This window comes from Mycobacterium bourgelatii, from assembly GCF_010723575.1.
Lineage (GTDB): Bacteria > Actinomycetota > Actinomycetes > Mycobacteriales > Mycobacteriaceae > Mycobacterium > Mycobacterium bourgelatii.
The window spans coordinates 4,336,556-4,359,801 of the sequence record NZ_BLKZ01000001.1 but is presented as its reverse complement, the minus strand read 5'-3'; the positions used below and the strand labels follow the sequence as shown (position 1 = coordinate 4,359,801).

The following is a 23,246-nucleotide window of genomic DNA, read 5'->3' as shown; positions in this document are numbered from 1 at the left end:
CGGGTGGGCTAGTACCCGTCACAGAGGGTGTCGATAGCATCGGCGTCCGGAGCGCAGTCACCTGCGCCGGGTACCAGAGTGGCCAGAGCGCCTGCGGCACAGGCACGTCGCAACGCGTGCCGCCGTTGGACGGCCGAGCCGGGGTCGCGTGGCCAATTCGCCGCCAGCACACCGGCGAACACGTCACCCGCCCCAGCGGTGTCGACCGCCTCAACTGGCGGGGCGGGGACCTCGAACTCGCCGTCACGACCGATGTACCGCGCTCCGCTCTTACCCAACGTGACGACGAAATGGTCTGGCCGCCACGGCCAGTCGTCGGCCTCGGCCTCGTTGACGATGACGACGTGGGCGCTGGCCGCCAACTCGGCCAGGGCGTTGCGGTCGGCGCTTGCCGGCGACGCATTGACCATGACAACGGCCCCGGCATCATGGGCCGCCCGTGCCGCCGCGACGGCGGTCGCGAGAGGACTCTCAATGAAGATGTCAAGCCGCCGACTGTGTGATTGGGGGTGAGTCGGGTTGCCAGGTGCGGTTGTCACGGATGAGCGCGTAGAGGACGTTGGTGCGGCGTCGCGCCAGGCAGATGGTGGCCGCGATCGGTCGTTTTCCTTCGTTCCGTTTGCGCTGGTAATAGGCCTTGGAAAGCGGGTCGCAGCGGATGGCGGTGAGCGCGGACATGTACATGACCCGGCGCAGTCGTCGGCTGTAGCGCTTCGGGTGTGCAGGCGTCCAGTGCGTTTCCCGAGTCGCGAGACCGGGGCCAGCCCGGCCCACGCCGCGAGTTGGTCAGCCGACTCGATCAGGGCGGGGTCACCAACAGCGGCCAGGAATTCGGCGCCGAGCCGAAATCCCATGCCGGGCATGCTGGTGATTACTTCAGCAAGTGGATGGCGGCGAAATCGGCCCTCGATGTCGGCGTCGGTGGTCTTGATGCGTTCATCGAGGGAGATCACCTCCTGGGCCAGTTGTGCGACCAGCCCAGCGGCGACTTCTTCGCCCGGCAGGCGCACCGTCTGGGTCTTCGCCGCAGCCACGGCCGCCGCTGCGATTGCAGCGGCGTTACACCCCGGCATCGGCCAGCACCCGCGTCAGCCGCGAAAGGCCGCTCTGCCGAATGGCTTTCGGACGCTGGTAGCGCGCCAGCAGCACCACCCAACCACGATCCTGGGTCAGCTGAGCTGCTCGCTCCAGGGCCGGGCAGACCGCTACCAGCTGTTGACGCAGCCGGTTGATGGTGCGGGTGCGATCAGCCACCAGATCAGTCCGATGGGCGGTCAGCATCCGCAGTTCGGTGATCACGTCATCGCCGGGGTGCAGCACCGGCAGATCGGCACCGCGCATCCGGGATTGATCGGCGATCACCCGCGCGTCCTTGGCGTCGGTCTTGGCCTCCCCGCCGCGGTAGGTCGCCGAGGCCTGCCACACCTGGCGGCCCGCCAGATAGCGCACCGACTTGCCGGCATCGGCGAGCACCGTCAACAACAGGGTGGCGTAGACGGTGGTCAGATCCACTGTCCAAGACACCTGCCCACCGAGCTTGTCCACATCGGAAACAAGTCCACGGATCTGTTGCTCGTCGTTGACGAACTTTCGGGAAAGCACCACCGCACCGTGGTCATCGACCACGCACACCCAGTGATGCTCCTTGCCGACGTCCACACCAGCCCACAACTGGACCGCAGTCATCTCGCCTCTATTCGCTTGTCTGCCAACATGTTCCCCACGGACCACCCCGCCAGCATTTCCTTAAACAAGCGATCACATCGCAGATCTCAATCAGCGGCCAGAGAAGTCCAAGCGGGTCGGGCGGCCAGTCCTCTCAAGCCGCACCATCAAGCCGGCAACACACCAACAACCTCACCCGACCCGCCCGGGTCACAGCACAACGTAACAACACGAAGTAACTGCACCTACGAACTTAAGGAATCTCCAACTGGGTCAGCAGCACGTCGCATTCGGCGGCGGCCGCCGGCGCGACCTCCAGTTGTGCGTTGGCCCCCGCCGCCACCACGATCGTGTTCTCACCGTGGGCATCCACCACGATCATCGCCCTCCCACTCGGCCCGGACACCGTGCTGATGCCGTCCAGGCCAACGCCGTTGGCGAGCAGGTGAGCCCGCAACTCATCAGCGGCCGCGTCGTCACCGAACGCGCCGACGAACTGCACGTGGGCGCCCGCGCGCGCGGCGGCTACCGCCTGGTTGGCTCCCTTGCCGCCGGGTGCGTGGCTCATCGATGAAGCCAGCACCGTCTCACCCGGCCTCGGCAACACAGCGACCTCGAACCGCAAATCCAAGTTCACGCTGCCTACCACGCAGACTCGCGTCGTCATGCCCACAACGTAGTCGCAAGGTAGTCACAGAAGGCTGTCGCAGGCCGCCGAGAATCCCGAATATTAGCTGTTCGGCACGCTAGTCTGCTGCGGGGGAACAGAGAGGGAAGGCTATTGACGTCGGGCGAGAGTGAAAAGGCAGACCCGGGACCGGCGGATGAAGCCGCCGAAGTCCAGCCACCTCGGGCCCGCGGTTTCAGCCGAGGCAGGGTCCGGCGCCGCCGGATCCGGGTGAGCATCCAGTCCAAACTCATGCTGCTGCTGTTGTTGTCGAGCATCCTTTCGGTCGCAGCGGTGGTCGTCGTCGGTTTCCAATCCGGTCGGGGCTCGCTCCAACACGCGGCCTACGAGCGACTGACCGAACTGCGCGAGGCGCAGAAGCGCGCGGTGGAAACCCTGTTCGCGGACCTGACCAATTCGTTGACCATCTACGCGCGTGGCCTGACGGCGATCGATGCGGTCGCCCAATTCACTGCCGGCTTCGACAAGTTGGCCGAGGCCAAAATCAACCCCGCGCAACAACAGGCGATCGTCAACTACTACGAAAACCAATTGATCAAACCGGTTCAGCGCCTGACTGGTGAACAACTCGACATCAAGGCGTTGCTGCCCACGTCGCCCGCGCAGCAATACCTTCAGGCGTACTACACCGCGCCGTTCACTTCGGACGCCGATTCGATGCGACAAGATGATGCCGGCGACGGCAGCGCGTGGTCGGCGGCCAATGCCCAATTCAACGGCTACTTCCGCGAAATCGTCACCCGGTTCCAATACGACGACGCCGTATTGCTGGATACCAGGGGCAACATCGTCTACAGCCTCAGCAAGGACCCCGATCTAGGCACCAACATCTTGACGGGGCCGTACCGCGAGTCGAATCTGCGCGACGCGTACCTCAAGGCGTTGAGCGCCAACGCGGTCGACTTCACCTGGATCACCGACTTCAAGCCGTACCAGCCGCAACTCAACGTCCCCACAGCATGGCTGGTGGCGCCGGTAACGGCGAACGGCAAGACCGAAGGCGTCTTGGCGCTACCGTTGCCCATCGCCAAGATCAACCGGATCATGACGGCGAACAAGCAGTGGAAGGCCGCCGGGATGGGCGAGGGGACCGAGACGTTCCTCGCCGGCCCGGACAGTCTGATGCGCTCCGATTCGCGACTCTTCCTCGATGACCCTCAGGAGTACAAGCGCGAGGCAGTGGCCGCGGGAACCCCGGCTGACGTGGTGGACCAGGCCATCAAGATCGGCGGCACGACGCTGTGGCAGGCTGTTGGCAGCGAGGGAGTGCGCAACGCCCAGCGCGGACAGACCGGAATCGTGTCCGCCACCGATTACACCGGCCACCGTGAGCTAGAAGCCTACGCCCCCTTGGAAATTCCCAATTCGGATCTGCATTGGGTAATCCTGGCGACGCGAGACCACTCCGAGGCGTTCGCGGCCGCGTCGGCTTTCAGCAAGGCCCTGGTGTTGGTCACTGTCGTGATGATCTTCGTGATCTGCGTGGCCTCGATGCTGGTTGCCCAGGCGATGGTGCGGCCGATTCGTCGGCTCGAGGCCGGCACGCAGAAGATCAGCTCCGGCGATTACGAAGTCAAGATCCCGGTCACCTCGCGCGACGAAATCGGCGATCTCACTGCGGCATTCAACGAGATGAGCCGAAATCTCGAGATCAAGGAAGAACTGCTCAACGAGCAGCGTAGGGAAAACGATCGGCTGTTGCTGTCGATGATGCCCGAGCCGGTGGTGCAGCGCTACCGCGAGGGTGAAGAGACCATCGCACAAGAACACCAGGACGTCAGCGTGATTTTCGCCGAAATCCTGGGCGTCGACGAGATATCCAGCGACATGTCGGGCAACGAGTTGGTCGGTATACTCGACGATTTGGTAAGGCAATTCGACTCGGCGGCGGAATCGCTTGGTGTCGAACGCATCCGGACGCTGCACAACGGCTATCTGGCCAGTTGCGGGGTCACCACCCCGCGCCTGGACAACATCGCCCGGACCGTCGACTTCGCCATCGAGATGCGGCGCATCATCGAAAGGTTCAACCGTCCGAGCGGCCATGCCCTGCGCCTACGTGCCGGGATCAACACCGGCGACGTCGTCAGCGGACTGGTCGGGCGGTCCAGCGTTGTTTATGACATGTGGGGCGCGGCGGTCAGCATGGCCTACCAAATGCACGCCGGCGCACCGCAACCCGGCATCTATGTCACCGCGCAGGTGTACGAGGCGATGCGGGATGTGCGCAAGTTCACCCAGGCAGGGACGGTCACGGTCGATGGAGAAGAACAGCCAATCTACCGGTTGTTGGAGCGGTCATGAATATCTTTGATGCGTCGTGGTTCTACTGGGCCGTCGGCATCGCGATCGGGTTGCCCGTCGGTCTGATCATCCTCACCGAGTTGCACCAAGTCCTGGTCCGCAGGAACAGTCACCTGGCCCGACAGGTGAGCCTGATGCGCAACTACCTGCTGCCGTTGGGCGCGCTGCTGCTCATCCTCGTCAAGGCTTCACAGGTACCGCCCGGCGACGGGTTCGTGCGTGTCCTCACCACGATCTTCGGCTTCCTGGTGCTGGTGCTGCTGTTGTCCGGGCTCAATGCCACGGTGTTTCAGTCTGCGCCGCAAGAAAGTTGGCGTAAGCGCCTACCCGCCATCTTCCTGGATGTCGCCCGGTTCGCGCTGATCGGCGCCGGGTTGGCGGTAATCCTGTCCTACATCTGGGGTGTTCGGGTGGGCGGCGTGTTCACCGCGCTGGGCGTCACGTCGGTGGTCATCGGCCTGATGCTGCAGAATTCCGTCGGCCAGATCGTGTCGGGATTGTTCATGCTGTTCGAGCAGCCCTTCCGCATCGACGACTGGCTGGACACACCGACCGCACGGGGGCGCGTTGTCGAGGTGAACTGGCGCGCGGTGCACATCGAGACCGCGACGGGGCTGCGGATCACGCCCAACTCGATGTTGGCCACCACATCGTTCACCAACCTCAGCCGCCCCGCCGGCGCGCACAAGTGCACCATTGCAACGAAATTCGCCACCACCGACCCACCAAACCAGGTGTGCGCGATGCTGACGCGAGTCGCCAGCGGGCTACCCCAGCTGAGACGCGGAGCCTTGCCACCGACCACCGTGGCGTTGGGCGACGGCGCGTATGAGACCACGGTGCGACTCAAGTCGCCGGCCGACGACGGCGCGGTCCGGGCGACCTTCCTGCCGTGGGTCTGGTACGCGTCGCGCCGCGCCGGGTTGCACCTGGACGGGGCCAACGACGAATTCTCGACCCCCGACCGGGTTTGGGATGCCCTGGACTCGGTGGTGGGCCCGGAGTTGCGCCTGTCTCTCGTCGAGAAGCGGGCACTGGCGTCCTACGCGCGGGTCGTCCGGTACGGCGCCGACGAAGTGGTGCAACATCCGGGCATTGTCCCTAAAGGGATGTCATTCATCGTGGCCGGCAGCCTTCGGCTTACCGCGACAACGGCAGACGGTTCGGTGGTGCCGTTGTCCACCCTCTACCAGGGCGCTTTCTTGGGCGTAACCGCGCTGACCCGGCAACCCAACCCCACCGGCGCGGTGGCGTTGGAGGAGGTGACCGTGCTGGAGATCGACCGGGAACACCTCGAGCACGTCGTGATGAACAAGCCGACGTTGCTGCAGGAGTTGAGTCGGCTCATCGACGAGCGCCACAGCAAGGCCCATCGAGCCATTCGCGGCGAACGGGTCGCCTAGCAGGCCGAGCGTCAGGGTCTCGCTCCCGCCTCGACACGTGCTGGCAGTCGAACGCCAGCTGACCCAACCCGACTGAGCAGCGCTAAGCCCGATATCCTGGGCTAATGAGTCTGGAAGCTCCGGCGCTGCCCGATCTGCGTCAAGAGGTGCACGACGCTGCGCGCCGCGCCCGGGTTGCCGCCCGCGTATTGGCCACGCTGCCGACTGCCGTCAAAGACCGCGCGCTGCACGCCGCCGCCGACGAGATTTTGGCCCACACCACCGAGATCCTGGCAGCGAACACCGAAGACCTCGACGCCGCCAGGGCTGCCGACACTCCGGCCGCGATGCTCGACCGGCTGGCCCTCAACCCTCAGCGCATCGACGGGATCGCGTCCGGCCTGCGCCAGGTCGCCGGGCTGCCCGACCCGGTCGGTGAGGTGCTGCGTGGTTCGACCCTGCCCAATGGCCTGCAGCTGCGTCAGCAGCGAGTTCCGCTCGGCGTGGTTGGAATGATCTACGAGGGCCGTCCCAACGTCACCGTCGACGCGTTCGGCCTGACCCTCAAGTCCGGCAACGCCGCGCTGCTGCGCGGCAGCTCCTCGGCGGCCAAATCCAACGCGGCCCTGGTCAAAGTGCTGCGCTCGGCGCTGGTCGGCCAGGACCTGCCCGCAGACGCCGTCCAGTTGCTGTCGTCGGCCGACCGGTCCACGGTCACCCATCTGATCCAGGCCCGCGGCCTGGTCGACGTGGCGATTCCGCGTGGGGGAGCGGGTTTGATCGACGCCGTCGTCCGCGATGCCCAGATACCGACCATCGAGACCGGCGTCGGCAACTGTCACGTGTATGTGCACGAAGCCGCCGACCTCGACGTGGCCGAGCGCATCCTGCTCAACTCGAAGACCCGCCGGCCCAGCGTCTGCAATGCCGCCGAGACTCTGTTGGTGGATGCGGCCATCGCCGAACACGCGCTGCCGCGGCTGCTGAACGCGCTGCAGGACGCCGGTGTCACCGTGCATCTGGATCCGGCTGAGGACGACCTGCGGCGCGAGTACCTGGCGATGGACATCGCGGTGGCGGTGGTGGACGGCGTGGACGCGGCCGTCGCCCACATCAACGAGTACGGCACCGGCCACACCGAGGCCATCGTGACCACGAATCTTGCTGCCGCTCAACGGTTTACCGAACAGATCGATGCCGCCGCGGTGATGGTCAACGCCTCCACGGCATTCACCGACGGCGAGCAGTTCGGGTTCGGCGCCGAGATCGGCATCTCCACGCAGAAGCTGCACGCTCGCGGCCCGATGGGGCTACCGGAACTGACCTCGACCAAGTGGATCGTGTGGGGGTCGCCCACCACAGGCCACATCCGTCCGGCCTGACGCGCCCCTGCATTAGGAGAGTCCACCATGAGCGTGCCCGCACGTTCCGTGCCGCTGTTCGCCGACATCGCGGACGTCTCGCGCCGCCTGGCCGAGACCGGATACCTGCCCGACACAGCGACGGCGACGGCGGTCTTTCTCGCCGACCGGCTCGGTAAGCCGCTGCTGGTGGAAGGCCCCGCCGGCGTCGGAAAGACGGAACTGGCCCGCGCCATCGCGCAAGCCACCGGCTCCGGTCTGGTCCGGCTGCAGTGCTACGAGGGCGTCGACGAGGCCCGCGCGCTGTACGAGTGGAACCACGCCAAGCAGATCCTGCGCATTCAGGCCGAATCGGGTGACTGGGAGTCGACCAAGGACGACGTGTTCAGCGAGGAGTTCCTGCTGCAGCGCCCGCTGCTGACCGCGATTCGGCGCACCGAACCGACCGTGCTGCTCATCGACGAAACCGACAAGGCCGACATCGAGATCGAGGGCCTGCTGCTGGAGGTGCTCTCCGACTTCGCGGTGACCGTTCCGGAACTCGGCACCATCACCGCGACCCGTACGCCGCTGGTCGTGCTCACCTCGAACGCCACCCGCGAGCTGTCCGAGGCGCTCAAGCGCCGCTGCCTGTTCCTGCACATCGCTTTCCCGACGCCCGAACTGGAACGTCGCATCCTGTTGTCCCGCGTTCCGGAACTGCCGCAGCATCTGGCCGAGGAGCTGGTCCGCATCATCGGCGTGCTGCGCGGGATGCAGCTCAAGAAGGTGCCGTCGATCGCCGAGACCATCGACTGGGGACGCACCCTGCTCGCCCTCGGCCTGGACACCATCGACGACGCGGTCGTCGCGGCCACCCTGGGTGTGGTCCTCAAACACCAATCCGACCAGCAGCGCGCGGCCGGGGAGCTCAGGCTCAACTGACGGAAGGGCTGAACCATGGCATCGCGACGGATCCGCCCGCGCCGCCCCCTGGCCCCGCACGGACTGCCGGGACACCTGGTGGGTTTTGTGGAAGCCCTTCGGGCAAGCGGGATTTCGGTGGGTCCGTCGGAGACGGTGGACGCCGGGCGGGTGATGGCCGTGCTCGGCCTGGGCGAACGCGAGGTGCTGCGCGAGGGTCTGGCGTGCGCGGTGCTACGCCGGCCTGACCACCGTGAGACGTACGACGCGCTGTTCGATCTGTGGTTCCCCGCGGCACTGGGTGCCCGCGCGGTGGTTCTAGAAGGGGGCGCTGACGACTCCGACTCCGACGGTCTGCCGCCCGACGACGTCGAGGCGATGCGGCAGATGCTGCTGGATCTGCTCACCGACAACCCCGAGCTGGCCGACATGGACGAGCGACTGGTCGCCATGATCGCCCGCATCGTCGAGGCCTACGGAAAATACAACTCCAGCCGCGGTCCGTCCTTCTCGTCGTATCAGGCGCTCAAGGCGATGGCGTTGGACGAGTTGGAGGGCAAGCTGCTGGCCGGTCTGCTCGCCCCGTACGGCGACGAACCGTCACCCAGTCAGGAGCAGATCGCCAAAGCGCTTGCCGCGCAACGGATTGCTCAACTGCGCAAGATGGTTGACGCCGAAACCAAGCGCCGCACCGCCGAGCAGCTGGGTCGTGAGCACGTCCAGATGTACGGCATTCCCCAGCTGTCGGAGAACGTCGAGTTTTTGCGCGCGTCCGGTGAACAGCTGCGCCAGATGCGACGGGTGGTGGCGCCGTTGGCGCGCACGTTGGCGACCAGGTTGGCCGCGCGACGTCGTCGGGCCCGGGCGGGTTCGATCGATCTGCGTAAAACCCTGCGCAAGTCGATGTCCACCGGTGGTGTGCCGATCGACGTCGTGCTGAAAAAGCCACGTCCGGCGCGTCCGGAGCTGGTGGTGCTGTGCGATGTGTCGGGCTCGGTCGCTGGTTTCAGCCACTTCACCCTGTTACTGGTACACGCGCTGCGCCAACAGTTTTCGCGGGTTCGAGTGTTCGCCTTCATCGACACGACCGACGAGGTGACGCACATGTTCGGCCCGGAAGCCGACCTGGCCGTGGCGATTCAGCGGATCACCCGGGAGGCCGGCGTCTACAGCCGCGACGGGCACTCCGACTACGGCAACGCGTTCGTCTCGTTCGTGCAGAACTTCCCGAATGTGCTCTCACCCCGCAGCTCGCTCCTGGTACTGGGCGACGGACGCACCAATTACCGCAACCCGGCCGTCGACGTGCTGGACGACATGGTGACCGCCGCCCGGCACGCGCACTGGCTCAACCCTGAGCCTCGACACCTCTGGGGCAGCGGCGACTCGGCGGTGCCGCGCTACGAGGAAGTCATCACCATGCACGAATGCCGGTCGGCCAAGCAGCTTGCGACGGTGATCGACCAGCTGCTGCCGGTCTGACCTTCGTCCGCCGAGCGTCACGCCAGGGTGACCCTCGCCTGCCACCGCCACGCTGGCGTGACGCTCGACGAACGTCAGCGTGTCTTCTGAAACACCAACCAGCGCAATTCGATCGGACTCGACTCCCGAGCGACCGGGAACACGTCCAGACCACTGATCCAGTTCTCATACCAACCGGTGGGCGGCCAGGCGCCGGGCGGCAGGTTCTCTTTCTCGTAGTCGTAGACCGAGTCGTCGGCGACCAGTTCGAGCGGAAGTCCGCCCGCCGCCCTCGCCATCTCGTGCCGGGTGAAGATGGCCGAGTACACCTGCTGCCCGAACTCACGCGCGGCTTGGTCAGGGACGTAGCCGCCGGCCGCCAGGAAGGTGCTGAAGACGATGCGTCCACCGGGGGCCAGGCACTCGGCGGCGAGCTCGAACAGGCCACGCAATTGTTGCGTGTTCCGGAAATCGGGGACCACCTCAGACAGTGCGATCAGCTGATAGTCCTGGCGCAGGTCCTGCGTGGTCTGGAAGACGTCACGCACGATGACCCGGATGTTGAGCGATTCCTTCTCGGCCGCGTCGCGAAGCAGCTCGGCGAACTTGGGGGTCAACTCCACCACGTCGACGGGATGCCCACGCCGGGCCAGCGGAAGGGCATTGCGCCCGGTACCCGGTCCGATCTCGAGCACCCGGCACGAGGCCGGATCCGGCGCCTCGTTGGCGAGGTCCCAGATGCGCGCGTCGGGTTCCTTTCCGAACAGCGGTGGTTCCCGGGTCTTGGTCCAGTTGTCATACGCCTCGGCCAGGCTCCACCAGCGGGCATTGACCTCGTAGTGCAGGGTGGGACCGACCGGAGCGTTGTACGTGATGACGATGCTCGACCGCGGGGAGGCCGAAAACGCCGCCGCCAGCTGGCCCTCGAGCACCTTACGCAGGTGGGCGAGTTCCTCTTCGTTGAACTTCCGACCCACGGACGCGAAGATCGTCTCGCACATATTCACGTACTCATCGATCAGGCTCGGAACAGCGGGCAGCGTGATGCTGCCTTGGACCTCCGACCGCGTGAAGAAGCGGCGGGTCATGGAGTCTCTGATCGTCTGCTGCGTCGGCTCTTCTGATTCGAGCGGCAAATTGGTCACAGACACCTTTTACACGATGTAGGGCCGATTGCGTACGTCTCCGACCAAACTGATTTGCCGCGGCCCACGATCCATCGGCGTCCTGGCGGTTTGCCTTGAGCCGCGCGGCGCGATTCACCTGCTCAAGTAAGCTGGCGAACCATGCAAAAGCGGCTGCGTCGGTTGGGGGTGATGGGCGGGACATTCGATCCCATCCATCACGGCCACCTGGTCGCCGCGAGCGAAGTGGCCGACCGGTTCGAGCTCGACGAGGTCGTGTTCGTGCCCAGTGGGCAGCCATGGCAGAAGGAGCGACGGGTCTCACCGGCCGAGGACCGCTACCTGATGACGGTGATTGCCACCGCCTCCAACCCACAGTTCTCGGTGAGCAGGGTCGACATCGACCGCGGCGGCCCCACCTACACCATCGACACCCTGCGCGACCTGCGCGCCCTCAACCCGGACGCACAGCTGTACTTCATCACCGGCGCCGACGCGCTGGCGTCGATATTGTCCTGGCAGGGTTGGGAGGGGTTGTTCGAGCTGGCGCGGTTCGTCGGGGTCAACCGACCTGGTTACGAGTTGAGCCACGACCACATCACCGCCGTCCTGACGAATCTGGCCGAGGATGCCGTGACCTTGTTGGAAATTCCGGCGCTCGCGATCTCTTCAACCGACTGCCGTCAGCGCGCCGAGGAAGGCCGGCCGCTGTGGTACCTGATGCCTGACGGTGTCGTGCAGTACATATCGAAGCGTCAGCTTTATCGGGAGCCCAAGATCGCCCCTACTGTGACCGCGGGGAACACCTCATGAGCGCCAACCAGGAAGCCATCGACATGGCGAGGGTGGCCGCCAGGGCGGCGGCCGCCAAGCTCGCCAACGACGTCATCGTCATCGACGTCTCCAATCAGTTGGTGATCACCGACTGTTTCGTCATCGCCTCGGCATCCAACGAACGGCAGGTCAACGCGATCGTCGACGAGGTCGAGGAACAGATGCGCCGGGCGGGTTACAAACCGGCGCGCCGCGAGGGCGCCCGGGAAGGCCGGTGGACGCTGCTGGACTACCGGGACATCGTCGTCCACATCCAGCACCAGGACGACCGCGACTTCTATGCGCTGGACCGGCTGTGGGCCGACTGCCCGGTGGTTCCGGTGGATCTGGACGCCGCCGAGCCCCCCGAGTCGCCTGAGACGCCTGAGACGCCGTCCGAAGGGCACACGCGATGAGGGTGCGCAGGCTCGTGATGCTCAGGCACGGCCAAACCGACTACAACCTCGGCAGCCGGATGCAGGGCCAGTTGGACACCGACCTGAGCGAATTGGGCCGCGCGCAGGCGGTCGCCGCCGCCGAGGTGCTGGGCAAACTGCAGCCGCTGCTGATCATGTCGTCGGATCTGCGCCGGGCCTATGAGACCGCGATCAAGCTGGGGGAGCGGACCGGCCTCGAGGTCCGGGTGGACAGCAGGCTGAGGGAAACCCACCTCGGTGATTGGCAGGGATTGACCCACGCCGAGATCGACGACGAGTCGCCGGGTGCCCGCCTGGCCTGGCGCGAGGACGCCACCTGGGCACCCCACGGCGGGGAGAGTCGGGTAGACGTTGCCGCCCGCAGTCGGCCGTTGGTCGCCGAGTTGGTGGCCAATGAGCAGGAGTGGGGGAGGGCCAGTGCGCCAGATCCACCCGTCGTGTTGGTCGCTCACGGCGGGTTGATCGCCGCGCTGTCCGCGGCGTTGTTGAAGCTGCCGGTAGCCAACTGGCCAGCCCTGGGCGGCATGGGCAACGCCAGCTGGGTGCAGCTGAGCGGACACTCGGAGCCAGAGGCTCCGTTCGAAGACATCCGGTGGCGACTGGATGTGTGGAACGCTTCGGCGCAGGTTGCCAACGATGTCCTCTGAGCCTCAAGCCAAGCCGGTTCTGCTGGTGTTCGCCGACTCGCTGGCCTATTACGGCCCAACCGGCGGCCTGCCCGCGGACGATCCTCGCATCTGGCCCAACATCGTTGCGTCGCAACTAGGTTGGGATTTGGAGTTGATCGGCCGCATCGGTTGGACCTGCCGGGATGTCTGGTGGGCGGCAACCCAGGATCCGCGTGCCTGGGCGGCGCTGCCGCGGGCCGGCGCGGTGGTGTTCGCCACCGGCGGGATGGATTCGTTGCCGTCGGTGTTGCCGACGGCCTTGCGCGAGCTCATCCGCTATGTGCGTCCACCCTGGCTGCGACGCTGGGTCCGCGACGGCTATGGCTGGCTGCAACCGCGGCTTTCACCGATCGCCAGGTCAGCGCTGCCGCCGCATCTGACCGCGGAGTATCTCGAAACCACCCGTGGTGCAATCGCATTCAACCGGCCGGGTATCCCGATCGTGGCGTCGCTGCCGTCGGTGCATATCGCCGATACCTACGGCAGGGCGCACCATGGCCGCGCGGGGACAGTGGCGGCGATTACGGAATGGGCCGAACAGCACGACATTCCGCTGGTGGATCTCAAAGCCGCTGTCGCAGAACAGGTCATGAGTGGCCGCGCCAACCCCGACGGCATTCACTGGAACTTCGAAGCGCACCAAGGGGTCGCCGAACTGATGCTCAAAGCGCTGGCCGAAGCCGGGGTGCCAACCGAAAAATGGCGTCCATGACGGTCGTCGTGGTGACCGACTCCGCTGCTCGCCTGCCGGTCGAACTGCGGGAGAAGTGGGCAATCCGCGAGGTGCCGCTGCATATCCTGCTTGAGGACGCCGACCTGCGTGACGGTGTGGACGAAGTGCCCGAGGACATCCATGAGCGGCAGGCCACGACGGCCGGGGCCACGCCGGCCGAACTTGCCCACATCTATCAACAGGCATTGGCGGACAGCGGCGGCGATGGCGTGGTGGCCGTACACATTTCGTCGGCGTTGTCGGGCACCTACGGCACCGCCGAACGCACCGCAGCCGACCTCGACCCGGCCGTGCGCGTCGTCGACTCGAAGTCCGCGGCCATGGGCACCGGGTTTTCGGCGCTGGCCGCCGCGCAGGCCGCTGCCGCCGGGGAGGACCTGGATTCCGTTGTGCGGGCAGCGAACACGGCGGTGGAACGCACGCATGCGTTCGTGTTGGTCCACCGGCTGGACAACCTGCGCCGCAGCGGACGCATAGGTGGCGCTTCGGCGTGGCTGGGTACGGCGCTTTCGCTCAAGCCGCTGCTGAAGATCGATGACGGCAAACTCGTTCTGGCGCAACGCGTTCGCACCGTCCGGCACGCGACCGAGGCGATGATCGACCGGGTCTGTGCGGTGATCGGCGACGGCCGCGCCGCACTGGCCGTGCATCACGTCGCCAATCTCGACGGCGCCGAGGACCTCGCGGACAAGTTGGCCCAGCGGCTACCGTCCTGCGAGCCCGCGGTCATCACGCCCCTGGGCGCGGTGCTTGCCCTGCATGTCGGCGCGGGCGCGCTGGCGGTGTGCCTGCAACTGGCCGACTAACCGACCCGGCAGAATTACGCGGTCGCCGCCGGCGCAGCGTGTTTGGCCGGGATCCGCGCATTGTCGCCGCGTGGGTGCACGACCTGTGGCCACCAGAACCAGCGGCCGAGCAGCGTCGCGATCGACGGCATCAACAGCGTGCGCACGATCAGCGTGTCCAGCAGCAGACCGATACACACCGTGGACCCGAACTGGCCGAGCACGCGCAATTCACTGCCCAGCATGGCGGCCATGGTGAAGGCGAACACCAGGCCCGCGGCCGTCACCACCCCACCGGTACCCGCCATGGATCGGATGATCCCGGTCTTGAGGCCGGCATGGATCTCCTCTTTGAACCGGGAGACCAGCAGCAGGTTGTAGTCGGAGCCGACGGCCAACAGGATGATGACCGACAGGGCCATGACGATCCAGTGGATCTTGATGCCGAACAGGTCCTGCCAGATGAGTACCGACAACCCGAACGACGCGGCGATGGAACTGGCCGCGGTGCCCACGATCACCAGCGCCGCAACGACACTGCGGGTGAGCAACAACATGATCATGAAGATCAGCGTCAGTGCCGACACCACCGCGATCATCAGGTCGTATTTCGCGCCGTCGTGCATGTCTTTGAAGGTCGCAGCGGTGCCGCCGAGATAGACCTTGGCGTCCGACAGCGACGACTGCTTGAGCGCCTCCTGCGCGGCCAACCGTTCGGAGTCGACGCGCGAGATCCCTTCCGGTGTCATCGGATCGCCCTGGTGGGTGATGAAGAAGCGCGCTGAGTGGCCGTCGGGGGACAGGAACATCCGCAGCCCGGTCTGGAAGTCCGGGTTGTCGAACGCTTCCGGCGGCAGGTAGAAGAAGTCGTCGTTCTTCGACTGGTCGAAGCTCTGACCCATCACCACGGCGGTGTTGCTCAGCGATTCCATCTGGTCGAGCATCGCCGAGAACGTCGCCTGCATCGTCAGCGTCAATGCTTTGGTGGTCTTCATCGTGGTGATCATTGGCGGGATCAGGACCAGCATCTCGTGCGTGGCCGCGGCCGTGCGCTGGATGTCCTTGGTCAGCAAGTCGAATTGCCCGGCCAGTTGGTCGAACCCGTCCAACGACTCGAAAAGCGACCGCAACGACCAGCAGATAGGAATGTCGAAGCAGTGCCGCTCCCAATAGAAGTAGCTGCGGATCGGCCGCCAGAAATCGTCGAAATCGGCGATGTGGTCGCGCAACCGGTTGGTGATCTGGGCGGTCTCCGCCGTGGTGCGGGCGCTGTCGTCGGCGGCGTTGGACAGGTCCTGGGTGACCTGATACATCCGCTCCATGGTCTCGATCATGAACTGCATCTCGTCGGCCATCTTGGTGATGTCCTTCATGCGGTCCTTGAGGAAGCCCATGTTCTGCATGGTCGTCTGACTCTGCATGCTGTTCTGAAAAGGTATGGAACTGTGCTGAATTGGGATTCCCAACGGCCTGGTGATGTCCTGCACCATCGCGATGCCGACGGTGCGCATCACGTTCTTGGCCACCCGGTCCAGCACCAGCATGTCGGCGGTATTCCGCATGTCGTGGTCGGCCTCGACCATCAACATGTCGGGGTCCATGCGCGCCGGTGAGAAGTGCCGGTCCGCGGCCTGCTGGCCGAGGTTCGACGGCGCCCAAGAGGGCAGGTAGAAGCGGTCGTTGTAGCTCGTCTTGTAGCTCGGCAGCGCGACCATGCCGACCAGAACGATGGCGGCGCTGACCGCCAGAACCGGTGCGGGCCAACGCACTACCGCCGTGCCGACCCGCCGCCACAGCCGACCCCGCTTGGCCGCGCGCTTGGACTCGAACAGGTGCAGCTTGCTGCCCACGAAGATCACCGCGGGACCCAGCGTCAGGCCGGCCAGCACGACGACGAGCATGCCGATGGCCACCGGTGCGCCCATGGTGTTGAACCACGGCAGCCGGGCGAAACTCAGACAGTACGTCGCCCCGGCGATGGTCAAACCCGAGCCCAGGACTACCGGCGCCACCCCGCGAAATGTCGTGTAGTAGGCCGTTTCTCGATCCTCACCGGCGCGCAGCGCCTCTTGGTAGCGGCCGACGAGGAAGATCCCGTAGTCGGTTCCGGCGGCGATCGCCAGCATGGTGAGGATGTTGCCGGCGAACGTGGTAAGGCCGAACACGTTGTTGTAGCCCAAAACGGCGACGATTCCCCGCGCTGATGCCAGCGCGACGAACGTCATGAACAACTGGACCAGCGTTGTCACGATCGACCGATAGACCAGCAGCAGCATGATCGCGATCGCACCAAGGGTGAACAGAGTGATCTTGGCCAGACTCGCGTTGCCGATGATGTGCATGTCGTCGCTGAGTGCGGCGGGTCCGGTCACAAAGGACTGCACGCCGGGCGGTGGTGTCGAGCGGTCGAGCACCTCGCGGACGGCCTCGACCGATTCGTTGGCCAGCGTCGTCCCCTGGTTGCCGGCGAGGTTCAGCATCACGTAGGCGCTCTTGGCGTCCGCACTCTGGGCACCCGCTGCGGTCAGCCGGTCACCCCAGAAGTCTTGGATGTGCTGAATGTGCTCGTGATCCTTGCGCAGTTCGCGGATCAGGCCGTCGTAGTAGCGGTGCGCGTCGTCGCCGAGAGGCGCCTTGGGGCTCTCCAGCACGATCATCACCGTGCTGTTGGAGTCGAATTCCTTGAAGTTGTGGCCGAGTCGCATCATCGCCTGCATCGACGGCGCGTCCAGCGGCGTCATTGGGGCCGAGTGCTGCTCACTGACCACTTCCAGTGTCGGGACAACGACGTTCACCACCACCGTCAACACCACCCAGGCGATGATGATCGGCACCGCGAAAATGCGGATGGTGTGTGGGATCACCGGGTGATGGGTGCGCTTCGGGCCACCGGCCGGCTGTGCGGCGATCGGCGCGGTGTCGTCGGTTGCGGTATGCGTGCCCTGCTGTAGATCGCTCATGCCGACTTCACCAGGCAGAAGGTCTGGGGGTTGACGCCGGCGGATGTCTTCTCCTCGCGCACGACATTGTCGACGGTGATGCGGCAGCCGATCTGGCTACCGTCGCTCTGCGCCATGATGTTGGCGCTCACCGACGGCAGCGTGGTGGACACCGTGACGGTCCAGGGCAGGACGGCGGCGTCCACCTGGTGGGTGTTGGCCTCGGCGTCCCAGTAGTTGATGTTGGCGGTGTCGCCGGGCGATCCGAAGACCTCGTACTTCACCACCTTGGGGTTGAACTGCACGATCTCGATGCCGGCGCCGGCATTGGCATTGAGGTCCTGGGAGCCGAAGATCTTGTGCAGGCGCGAGACCACCAGTGCCGACACCGCGAGGACAACCACCAACGTCAGCGGAATCCACGCCCGCCTGGCCAACCGGGTGATACGAACCATGGTCACCGCCTTCCCTGCGTCGAACGGGTGTAACGCCGATTCGGAGACGTTGCTTCCTCGGTTCGGGCATTGAATGCCGTAATACTATTTGCTCGGCTAAGTATCTTAAGCATTAGTGGACGGAAGCGTTCCTCTGGGGGGAGCGGATGTGCCGAACGACACAGCCTCAGAGCGCCACCTGTCCGGTCACCGGCGGCAGGTCGGCCAGCGTCACGATGCCGGGCCGCGCCGCCACGACGGCCGGCACCGCATTGGTCACCGGCATCGCCGTGTAGATCATGCCGAGGCCCATGAAGCCGGGCTCGGTCCAATCCTTGGGTGGCAGACAGTGCAGCACCGTACGCATGTTGGGCAGCCCGAACACCTGGACTACGTGGCCGTGCTCCAACGGCTTCGGTGGCACCACATGGTTGCCCATCGTCCAGTTGAAGCCGACGCTGACCACGTTGCGGTCGCCGACCCAGCCTCGGTGGTAGCCGTAGACGCTGCCGACGGTCCCGGCGGGAATCTTCATGAACCCCAGATCGCTGTCACCGGTGGCCGCGGTGAAGGTGACGTCGAAGGTCATCCGGTCCAACTGGGCGCCGATCGCGTCGGCCATCATCGCCGCCGACTCGGCGAAGACCTCACTTTCCCGCCGCACGCTCTCCGCCAAGCCTGGTGTGTCGGGGTCCTTGCCGAATCCCATCGCAGACTGGGTCTCCGCCGATTCGTAGGTCGAACAGTCCACCGACTCGGTGATCCGGATTTCGTCGACACGTTCGCAGCAGGCGCTGAGCACTATGCCCACCATGTTCGACATGCCCGGGTGCGCGCCGCTGCCGAAGATCGTCGAATTACCCCGCTCGCAGGCCGCCTGAATGCGTTCGCGGTCCTGGGGCGTCTGCTTTCCGCCGGTGATCCAGGCTGCGCTGGTGCACACGTTGACCCCCGACTCGAGCAGCCGTACCAACTCGTCGATGTTGGGCCACAACGGGTTGTAGCAGCACGCGTCGGCGCCCAGCGCGAGCAGCGCGTCGACGTCGTTGGTCGCCAGCACGCCGGTGGGCGTCGGCCAACCGGCCAAGTCCGCCGCGTCGACGCCGACCTTCTCCGGTCCGTGCGCGTACACACCGACGAGTTCCATGTCGGGCCTGCCGATGATGGCGTGCAGCGAGCGACGGCCGATGTTCCCCGTCGTCCACTGGATGACCCGCAACGGACGGCCTGCGGTCGGTGTGCTCATCGGGTGCTCCTTTGCCGTCGGCGCCAACGTCCGACCAGGGAGCCATTATTGCGGCAATCTTCAGGGGCACACGGGTGCGGGGTAGGCCGCATTCGGCCCTCGGGCGTCAGGGATTCGGCTGACCTCCGTGCCCCGCTTGGTTCAAGGCGAACAGTACGCCGGAGAGGATCTGCGAGAAGGGATCCGCGCCCCCGCCGAAGGTCGCCTGGGTGGCCGGTGCGGTGACGGCCGCCGGGTCGTAGCCGTTCACCGGGTCCACCTGCAACGGAGCGGTCAGCGGATCGTCGTTTCGCGAATATCCCGCGTTGACCATCGGCGTCAGTTCCGCGTCGAGCTGAAGCAGCGTGTCCTCCGGAACCCCGAGGTACTGGAAGATCATCACCAGCGGAAGATGCCGCTCGGGAATCAAATAGGTCGTCGTCTTGGCGCCCCGGGAGTTGACCGTCGTCCTGATGTTCTGCGGCGGCACCATGCTCGGATTGGTGAACGCCACCGCGGTGTGACCGGTGACCAACCCCGCGAGAGTGTTCGCCAGCGACATCCAGTTGTCCGGCCGGTCCGGGAAGTCGGCGATCGAGTCGTATGCGGAGATGAACATATGGGTGTCGTACTGGCTCTCGACGGGCGGCGGGACGCGGTAGTCGAGTGCGGGGACGATGCTGCCGACCGGGAACACGGCGGTCAGGAAGCTCTCACCGAAGGCATGCCGGGCGACGGGATCGCCGAAGGTGGCGAACGTCAGCTGGTCCGGTGGTGGGGCGGTGGGGTCGGTAGCGAGCCGAGCCTGCAGCGCGTCGAGCACGAGGGCGCCCTCGGACAGGCCGATCGCGGTGCCAGGACCGCCGCTGCGGATAGCCGCTTCCAGGTTGTCCTGTCCGATGTCGACCGACTCGCCCACACTCGGTCCGTCCATACCCAGGCCCGGGAAGACTTCGTCGAGCTGGCGTACCTCTGGGAAGATACGGCCCATCACGTGGCCCTGAACCTGTCCCGCCGGGTAGTCGACGATCTGGCGTCTCAGGTTCGGGAACCATTCGGCGCCTTCGCGGCGGATGTACTCCTCGTAGGGAATGCCCAGAACGTGTGCGCCTCCCAGCGCGTACGCGTTGCCGGTGGTCGGCCGACCATCGACTGCCGGATCGTCCGGGGTTTCGTCGGCCGTCGCGATCCCGATGGCGGAAAATATTGTGGCACCGACGGTTACCAGCGCGCCAAATCCCGCGAGTAGTTGTTCGTGAAGTTGTTTCATACGGACTCCTGCCCCGCTTGTGGCTCCGCCTTCGGTCCTGCTCGGCGTGCTGTCGGTCGTGACGGCCACCAGTTAGCCCTGCCGACCAGCGTAGCCATGGCGGGCACCGTGATGGTGCGAACCAGGAAGGTATCCAGCAGGAGTCCCACCGAGATTACGAAGCCGCCCTGGACAACGGTGTTGATGCTGGCGAACAGCAGGCCACCCACCGAGGCGGCGAAAATCAATCCCGCGGCGGTAATCACGCCCCCTGTCGAACCAAGGGTTCGAATGACGCCATAGCGAATGCTGCGGTGCGATTCGTCGCGCATTCGCGAGATGAGCAGCATGTTGTAATCCGCTCCCACCGCCACCAACACCACGAACGCCAATGGCGGCACGGTCCAATGCAATGGCTGACCGAGCCCGAATTGGAACACGAGGACGCCGATCCCGACCGCCGACAGATACGACAACACGACCGAAGCAACCAGGTACAGGGGTGCCACCACCGCTCGTAGCAGCGCCATCAGCGTCAGCAGGACCACGATGACGGTTATCGCGATGATGAAGCGGATGTCGTGCTGGTAATAGTCCCGGGTGTCACGCAGGGTAACGGGATATCCGGTCATGGATATCGTCGCGTCAGACAATCTGGTGTTCGGTTGCGCGCTGCGCGCGGCGTCCAAAATCGCATTGACTTGATCCATCGCTTGCGAGCTGAACGGGTTGAGTTTGGTTTGGACCACATATCGGACCGTGTGGCCGTCCGGCGAGATGAACATCTTGGCGGCTTTTTTGAACTCGTCCAGATGCAAAATCTGTGGCGGAATATTGAAACCGGCCATGGCGGGGTCAGCTGCTTCGTTCCTCATCGTCAGCAAAAACGCCGCCGCTTCGCTGAGCCCGGCACCCAGTTCCTTGACCTGGGCGACGAGTTGCTCCACCCCGTCGGCCAGTTGCCGGCTGCCCCCGGCAAAGCGGTCCGCACCTTGCTGGAGGTTGCTGAGGTTCCGCTCCAGGCCCCCGGGCTGATCGAGCCCCAGGGCGTGCAGTGCCTTGGAAAAGGCGTTGAGTGCCGTGCGCAGTTGGTCGACCGTCGCGTTGAGGGTTTGCTTGTCCTGGAACGACTGCATTTGTTGGGCCAGCTCATTGATCTGGTCGAGGCTCCCGTCGCCGCGTGCGGCAGCGAGCTGCTCGAACCGCGCCCGGGTAGCGCTGCAGGAGGAATCGGCATCACAGACCGCGTTGTTCTGCAAGGCGGCCAGCACCGGGTTGATCCAGGCGAACATGTCTTTTACGAGCGCGAAATTCAACCCCATGCTGCGGCCCAGCGTGTTGATGCTGTTGACCAGCTTGGCCGCGGTGACGACTTCCCGGACCAGCTTGTCGCCGCCATATTGGCCCTTCATGGCGGCGAAGGCGTCGATGAGACTCTGCATGCTGGACACCATTTGGTTGACCTGGCCGCGCACGTCGCCGAGGTTGTCGGCCAGCGTGTTGGCGCCGCCGACGAGCCGGTTGAGGTCGGCGTTGTGGTCGCTGATCAGGTCAGACGCCCCGCCCAACCGGTCGCCCACGACTCCGGCCTGATACGTGGCCCGGAACTCTTGCGGCACCACTCCCGTCGGGCGAGTGATGCCGCTGACGCGTTCGATGTTTGGCAGTTCGCTGACGCGGTCCGCCATCTGTTCCAGGGCGGCCAGCGCCTGAGGCGTCCGCAGGTCGTGCGGTGACTGGACAAGGATGTACTCGGGAATGGATTGGTTGACCGAAAAATGGCGGTCCAGTGCGGCATATCCCACCGAACTGGGGGCCGACGAGCGCACTGCCTTGCGGTCGTCGTAGTTGTAGCGCACCAAGCTCGCACAGCTGGCCAGGATGATCAGCACCAGCAGGCTGGCTACCAAGTGGCTTTTCGGCCGGCGCACGATGCGGATCCCCGATCGCCGCCAGAATCGGGCGGTCAGTTCGCGGCGTGGCGCGATCCAGCCGCGCGGGCCGGCCACCACCAGAATGGCCGGCAGCAATGTCAGCGCGGCCAGGAACGCCACCCCGACTCCGATCGCAGCCGATACGCCGACCGAGGAGAAAACGCCCATTCGGGCGAAACTGATGCCCAGGAAGGTAATTCCCACGGTGGCGGCGGAGGCGGCGATGACTTTGCCGATCGACAGCATTGCCCGCTGCACCGCGCGATCCAAATCCCCATCGATGCGCAAATAGTCGTGATAGCGGCTGATGAGAAATACCGCATAGTCGGTTCCGGCGCCCGCGATCATTGCGCTCAGGAAAATGATGGATTGGTTGGAAACACCCAGACCGGTCAGTTGTGAGAATCCGGCTACCACCGCTTGGGCAATCAGTAAGGACACGCCAATCGCGATCAACGGCAACAGCATGGCGAACGGATTGCGGTAAACCACCAGCAACACGACGAGCACCAGAACGCCTATCGCAATCTCGATGGGAAGGCGATCTCGTTGTCCCGCGGCGGTGAGGTCGGCGACCGTGGCCGCGGGTCCGGTGAGATAGGCGGTTACCGGTGCTCCCGCGACCGTGCGCTGCACAAGGTCGGTAACCCGGTTGTAGGCGGCGTCCGATCGGGGCGTGCCCAACTCGCCCGCCAGGCCAACCGGCACCACCCAGGACTTATGGTCCTCGCTGGTCAGCACCGTCCGCAGTTCCGGGGTGCTGACGAAATCCTGCAGCATCACGACGTCTCGCGTGTCCTGACGCAATGCGGTCACGAGCTTTTTGTATGCGGCTTCGTCGTCCCGTCCCAGCCCGTTCTCGTTGATCAGAACCACCAGCAGCAGGTTTTCCGAGCCGGATTCGTGGAACGCCTCGGCCATCTTCTTGGCGGCGACGCTGGACGGTGCGTCACTGGGCAGGATGGCGAGCGGATGCTTTTGCGCCATCGCGTTGAGGGACGGCAATGACAGCGGTAGCGCGACCGCGAGCGCGATCCACAGCCCGATGACGACCCAGGGCCGCCGTGCCACAAAGGCGGCTAGTCCTCGCATAGTGTCTGCCCCGCCCGTGTCTCACAGTTCCCCAGCCGTGCGCGCTGGG

At 65.3% G+C, this 23,246-nt stretch carries 16 protein-coding genes and 3 pseudogenes; 10 read left to right on the top strand and 9 right to left on the bottom strand.

Translation table 11 applies throughout. The features are described from left to right. Positions 1-8 precede the first annotated feature (8 nt). The 3 pseudogenes from G6N68_RS18710 to G6N68_RS18700 all read right to left on the bottom strand — a co-directional run. Positions 9-461 (bottom strand): annotated as a pseudogene (locus G6N68_RS18710) (PfkB family carbohydrate kinase); the annotation flags it as partial. Positions 462-483: 22 nt separating this feature from the next. Continuing rightward, a pseudogene (locus tag G6N68_RS32140) lies at positions 484-1,686 on the bottom strand (IS110 family RNA-guided transposase). 235 nt (positions 1,687-1,921) lie between these two features. Further along, positions 1,922-2,332 (bottom strand): annotated as a pseudogene (locus G6N68_RS18700) (PfkB family carbohydrate kinase); the annotation flags it as partial. A gap of 114 nt (positions 2,333-2,446) precedes the next feature. Between G6N68_RS18700 and G6N68_RS18695 the strand changes: the two are divergent. From G6N68_RS18695 to G6N68_RS18675, 5 genes are all read left to right on the top strand, one after another. Further along, positions 2,447-4,657, top strand: coding sequence for an adenylate/guanylate cyclase domain-containing protein (locus tag G6N68_RS18695; RefSeq protein ID WP_371871623.1), 2,211 nt, complete (start codon positions 2,447-2,449; stop codon positions 4,655-4,657). Beyond that, positions 4,654-6,060 (top strand): mechanosensitive ion channel domain-containing protein, encoded by a 1,407-nt coding sequence (locus G6N68_RS18690; protein ID WP_163715394.1) that lies wholly within the window; start codon positions 4,654-4,656, stop codon positions 6,058-6,060. The genes G6N68_RS18695 and G6N68_RS18690 overlap by 4 nt, the downstream gene beginning before the upstream one ends. A 104-nt stretch (positions 6,061-6,164) precedes the next feature. Next, positions 6,165-7,421 carry a glutamate-5-semialdehyde dehydrogenase gene (locus tag G6N68_RS18685; RefSeq protein ID WP_163715391.1) on the top strand — a complete coding sequence of 419 codons (1,257 nt, stop codon included), beginning with the start codon at positions 6,165-6,167 and terminating at the stop codon, positions 7,419-7,421. 27 nt (positions 7,422-7,448) lie between these two features. Further along, entirely contained in the window at positions 7,449-8,324 is an 876-nt protein-coding gene (locus G6N68_RS18680) for an AAA family ATPase (protein ID WP_163715388.1), read from the top strand. A 15-nt stretch (positions 8,325-8,339) separates the two neighbouring features. Continuing rightward, on the top strand, positions 8,340-9,785 hold the full coding sequence (locus G6N68_RS18675; protein ID WP_163715386.1) for a vWA domain-containing protein: 1,446 nt from the start codon (positions 8,340-8,342) through the stop codon (positions 9,783-9,785). A 74-nt stretch (positions 9,786-9,859) separates the two neighbouring features. On the opposite strand, the gene G6N68_RS18670 is transcribed toward G6N68_RS18675, so the two are convergent. Next, entirely contained in the window at positions 9,860-10,909 is a 1,050-nt protein-coding gene (locus tag G6N68_RS18670; protein ID WP_163718802.1) for a class I SAM-dependent methyltransferase, read from the bottom strand. Positions 10,910-11,050: 141 nt separating this feature from the next. Between G6N68_RS18670 and nadD the strand changes: the two genes are divergently transcribed. The 5 genes from nadD to G6N68_RS18645 are packed head-to-tail and all read left to right on the top strand — an operon-like array spanning position 11,051 to position 14,345. After that, positions 11,051-11,701 carry a nicotinate-nucleotide adenylyltransferase gene (gene nadD / locus G6N68_RS18665; protein ID WP_163715383.1) on the top strand — a complete coding sequence of 217 codons (651 nt, stop codon included), beginning with the start codon at positions 11,051-11,053 and terminating at the stop codon, positions 11,699-11,701. After that, entirely contained in the window at positions 11,698-12,117 is a 420-nt protein-coding gene (rsfS, locus tag G6N68_RS18660) for a ribosome silencing factor (protein WP_163715380.1), read from the top strand. The genes nadD and rsfS overlap by 4 nt, the downstream gene beginning before the upstream one ends. After that, entirely contained in the window at positions 12,114-12,785 is a 672-nt protein-coding gene (gene gpgP, locus G6N68_RS18655) for a glucosyl-3-phosphoglycerate phosphatase (protein WP_163715377.1), read from the top strand. The genes rsfS and gpgP overlap by 4 nt, the downstream gene beginning before the upstream one ends. Further along, positions 12,775-13,518: a diglucosylglycerate octanoyltransferase gene (octT, locus tag G6N68_RS18650; RefSeq protein ID WP_163715374.1), complete on the top strand. Its 744-nt coding sequence runs from the start codon at positions 12,775-12,777 to the stop codon at positions 13,516-13,518. Before gpgP ends, octT begins: the two co-directional genes overlap by 11 nt. Further along, complete coding sequence (locus G6N68_RS18645) at positions 13,515-14,345, top strand: DegV family protein (RefSeq protein ID WP_163715372.1); 831 nt, start codon at positions 13,515-13,517, stop codon at positions 14,343-14,345. The genes octT and G6N68_RS18645 overlap by 4 nt, the downstream gene beginning before the upstream one ends. 14 nt (positions 14,346-14,359) lie before the next feature. Here G6N68_RS18645 and G6N68_RS18640 read toward each other — a convergent pair whose 3' ends face one another. From G6N68_RS18640 to G6N68_RS18620, 5 genes are all read right to left on the bottom strand, one after another. Beyond that, on the bottom strand, positions 14,360-17,284 hold the full coding sequence (locus G6N68_RS18640) for an MMPL/RND family transporter (protein ID WP_163715369.1): 2,925 nt from the start codon (positions 17,282-17,284) through the stop codon (positions 14,360-14,362). Beyond that, on the bottom strand, positions 17,281-17,718 hold the full coding sequence (locus G6N68_RS18635) for an MmpS family transport accessory protein (RefSeq protein ID WP_163715366.1): 438 nt from the start codon (positions 17,716-17,718) through the stop codon (positions 17,281-17,283). Before G6N68_RS18635 ends, G6N68_RS18640 begins: the two co-directional genes overlap by 4 nt. Positions 17,719-17,884: 166 nt before the next feature. Next, positions 17,885-18,943 (bottom strand): NAD(P)H-dependent amine dehydrogenase family protein, encoded by a 1,059-nt coding sequence (locus G6N68_RS18630; RefSeq protein ID WP_163715363.1) that lies wholly within the window; start codon positions 18,941-18,943, stop codon positions 17,885-17,887. Between the two features lie 106 nt (positions 18,944-19,049). Next, positions 19,050-20,192, bottom strand: a complete 1,143-nt coding sequence (gene pe / locus G6N68_RS18625; RefSeq protein WP_163715359.1) for an acyltransferase PE — start codon at positions 20,190-20,192, stop codon at positions 19,050-19,052. After that, on the bottom strand, positions 20,189-23,197 hold the full coding sequence (locus G6N68_RS18620) for an MMPL/RND family transporter (RefSeq protein ID WP_163715356.1): 3,009 nt from the start codon (positions 23,195-23,197) through the stop codon (positions 20,189-20,191). The genes pe and G6N68_RS18620 overlap by 4 nt, the downstream gene beginning before the upstream one ends. Between the last annotated feature and the right edge of the window lie 49 nt (positions 23,198-23,246).

What these genes read in the sequence shown, in the direction of transcription:
- G6N68_RS18690 (WP_163715394.1), top strand. Translation starts at nt 4,654, where the DNA reads ATGAATATCTTTGATGCGTCGTGGTTCTACTGGGCCGTCGGCATCGCG.
- G6N68_RS18685 (WP_163715391.1), top strand. Translation starts at nt 6,165, where the DNA reads ATGAGTCTGGAAGCTCCGGCGCTGCCCGATCTGCGTCAAGAGGTGCAC.
- G6N68_RS18680 (WP_163715388.1), top strand. Translation starts at nt 7,449, where the DNA reads ATGAGCGTGCCCGCACGTTCCGTGCCGCTGTTCGCCGACATCGCGGAC.
- G6N68_RS18675 (WP_163715386.1), top strand. Translation starts at nt 8,340, where the DNA reads ATGGCATCGCGACGGATCCGCCCGCGCCGCCCCCTGGCCCCGCACGGA.
- nadD (WP_163715383.1), top strand. Translation starts at nt 11,051, where the DNA reads ATGCAAAAGCGGCTGCGTCGGTTGGGGGTGATGGGCGGGACATTCGAT.
- rsfS (WP_163715380.1), top strand. Translation starts at nt 11,698, where the DNA reads ATGAGCGCCAACCAGGAAGCCATCGACATGGCGAGGGTGGCCGCCAGG.
- gpgP (WP_163715377.1), top strand. Translation starts at nt 12,114, where the DNA reads ATGAGGGTGCGCAGGCTCGTGATGCTCAGGCACGGCCAAACCGACTAC.
- octT (WP_163715374.1), top strand. Translation starts at nt 12,775, where the DNA reads ATGTCCTCTGAGCCTCAAGCCAAGCCGGTTCTGCTGGTGTTCGCCGAC.
- G6N68_RS18645 (WP_163715372.1), top strand. Translation starts at nt 13,515, where the DNA reads ATGACGGTCGTCGTGGTGACCGACTCCGCTGCTCGCCTGCCGGTCGAA.
- G6N68_RS18640 (WP_163715369.1), bottom strand. Translation starts at nt 17,284, where the DNA reads ATGAGCGATCTACAGCAGGGCACGCATACCGCAACCGACGACACCGCG.
- G6N68_RS18635 (WP_163715366.1), bottom strand. Translation starts at nt 17,718, where the DNA reads ATGGTTCGTATCACCCGGTTGGCCAGGCGGGCGTGGATTCCGCTGACG.
- G6N68_RS18630 (WP_163715363.1), bottom strand. Translation starts at nt 18,943, where the DNA reads ATGAGCACACCGACCGCAGGCCGTCCGTTGCGGGTCATCCAGTGGACG.
- pe (WP_163715359.1), bottom strand. Translation starts at nt 20,192, where the DNA reads ATGAAACAACTTCACGAACAACTACTCGCGGGATTTGGCGCGCTGGTA.
- G6N68_RS18620 (WP_163715356.1), bottom strand. Translation starts at nt 23,197, where the DNA reads ATGCGAGGACTAGCCGCCTTTGTGGCACGGCGGCCCTGGGTCGTCATC.